Source organism: Streptomyces sp. NPDC053069, from assembly GCF_044546895.1.
Taxonomy (GTDB): domain Bacteria; phylum Actinomycetota; class Actinomycetes; order Streptomycetales; family Streptomycetaceae; genus Streptomyces.
Genome location: NZ_JBITZN010000035.1, coordinates 1 through 1797 on the forward strand (window position 1 = coordinate 1; position 1797 = coordinate 1797).

Here is a 1797-nt window from a genome sequence, read left to right on the forward strand (position 1 = left end):
CCGAGCTGGCCGACGCGCAGGAGACCTTCGTTCGCGAGTACGGCCTGTCCCTGGTGGGTGGCTGCTGCGGCACGACGCCCGAGCATCTGCGGCAGGTCGTCGAGCGCGTGAAGGACCTCACCCCGCCCGCCCGCGACCCGCGTCCCGAGCCGGGGGCGGCCTCCCTCTACCAGTCGGTGCCGTTCCGGCAGGACACCTCCTACCTGGCGATCGGTGAGCGCACCAACGCCAACGGCTCCAAGAAGTTCCGCGAGGCCATGCTGGAGGGCCGCTGGGACGACTGTGTGGAGATGGCGCGGGAGCAGATCCGTGAGGGCGCGCACATGCTGGATCTGTGCGTGGACTATGTGGGCCGGGACGGCGTTGCCGACATGGAGGAACTCGCGGGCCGTTTCGCCACCGCCTCCACCCTGCCGATCGTGCTGGACTCCACCGAGGTCGACGTCATCCGGGCCGGCCTGGAGAAGCTCGGCGGCCGGGCGGTGATCAACTCGGTGAACTACGAGGACGGTGCCGGTCCCGGCTCCCGCTTCGCGAAGGTCACCGAGCTCGCCCGGGAGCACGGCGCGGCGCTGATCGCGCTGACCATCGACGAGGAGGGGCAGGCCCGCACGCCCGAGAAGAAGGTGGAGATCGCCGAGCGGCTGATCGCCGATCTGACCGGGAACTGGGGCATCCGTGAGGAGGACATCCTCATCGACACCCTGACCTTCACGATCTGCACCGGTCAGGAGGAGTCGCGCCGGGACGGTGTCGCCACCATCGAAGCCATCCGCGAGCTGAAGCGGCGCCACCCGGCCGTGCAGACCACTCTGGGCCTGTCCAACATCTCCTTCGGCCTGAACCCGGCCGCCCGTATCCTGCTCAACTCGGTCTTCCTCGACGAGTGTGTGAAGGCGGGTCTGGACTCGGCGATCGTGCACGCGAGCAAGATCCTGCCGATCGCCCGGTTCTCCGAGGAAGAGGTCCAGACCGCGCTGGACCTGATCCATGACCGCCGCCGCGAGGGCTACGACCCGCTGCAGAAGCTGATGCAGCTGTTCGAGGGCGCCACCGCCAAGTCGCTGAAGGCGGGCAAGGCGGAGGAGCTGGCCGCGCTGCCGCTGGAGGAGCGGCTCAAGCGCCGCATCATCGACGGGGAGCGCAACGGCCTGGAGGCCGACCTGGATCTCGCGCTCGCCGAGCGCCCCGCTCTGGACATCGTCAACGACACGCTGCTGGACGGGATGAAGGTGGTCGGTGAGCTGTTCGGCTCGGGCCAGATGCAGCTGCCGTTCGTGCTGCAGTCGGCCGAGGTGATGAAGGCGGCCGTCGCGCATCTCGAACCGCACATGGAGAAGTCGGACGCCGAGGGCAAGGGCACCATCGTCCTGGCGACCGTGCGCGGCGACGTCCATGACATCGGCAAGAACCTGGTCGACATCATCCTGTCCAACAACGGCTACAACGTCGTCAATCTGGGCATCAAGCAGCCGGTCTCCGCGATCCTGGAAGCCGCCGAGGAGCACCGGGCCGACGTGATCGGCATGTCCGGGCTCCTGGTGAAGTCGACCGTGATCATGAAGGAGAACCTGGAGGAGCTCAACCAGCGCGGCCTGGCGGCCCGCTTCCCGGTCATCCTCGGCGGCGCCGCCCTGACCCGCGCGTATGTCGAACAGGACCTGCACGAGATCTACGAGGGCGAGGTCCGCTACGCCCGCGACGCCTTCGAGGGGCTGCGCCTGATGGACGCCCTCATCGGCGTCAAGCGCGGCCTGCCCGGCGCCAAACTGCCCGAACTGCGCCAGCGCCGGGTGC

Annotated in this window: 1 protein-coding gene; it reads left to right on the forward strand. The window is 68.7% G+C overall.

Features of this window, described 5'->3' with window-relative positions; all coding sequences use genetic code 11:
- Positions 1-1797: dihydropteroate synthase (locus tag ACIGXP_RS40015; protein WP_399776959.1), on the forward strand; the 1797-nt coding region annotated here is incomplete at both ends.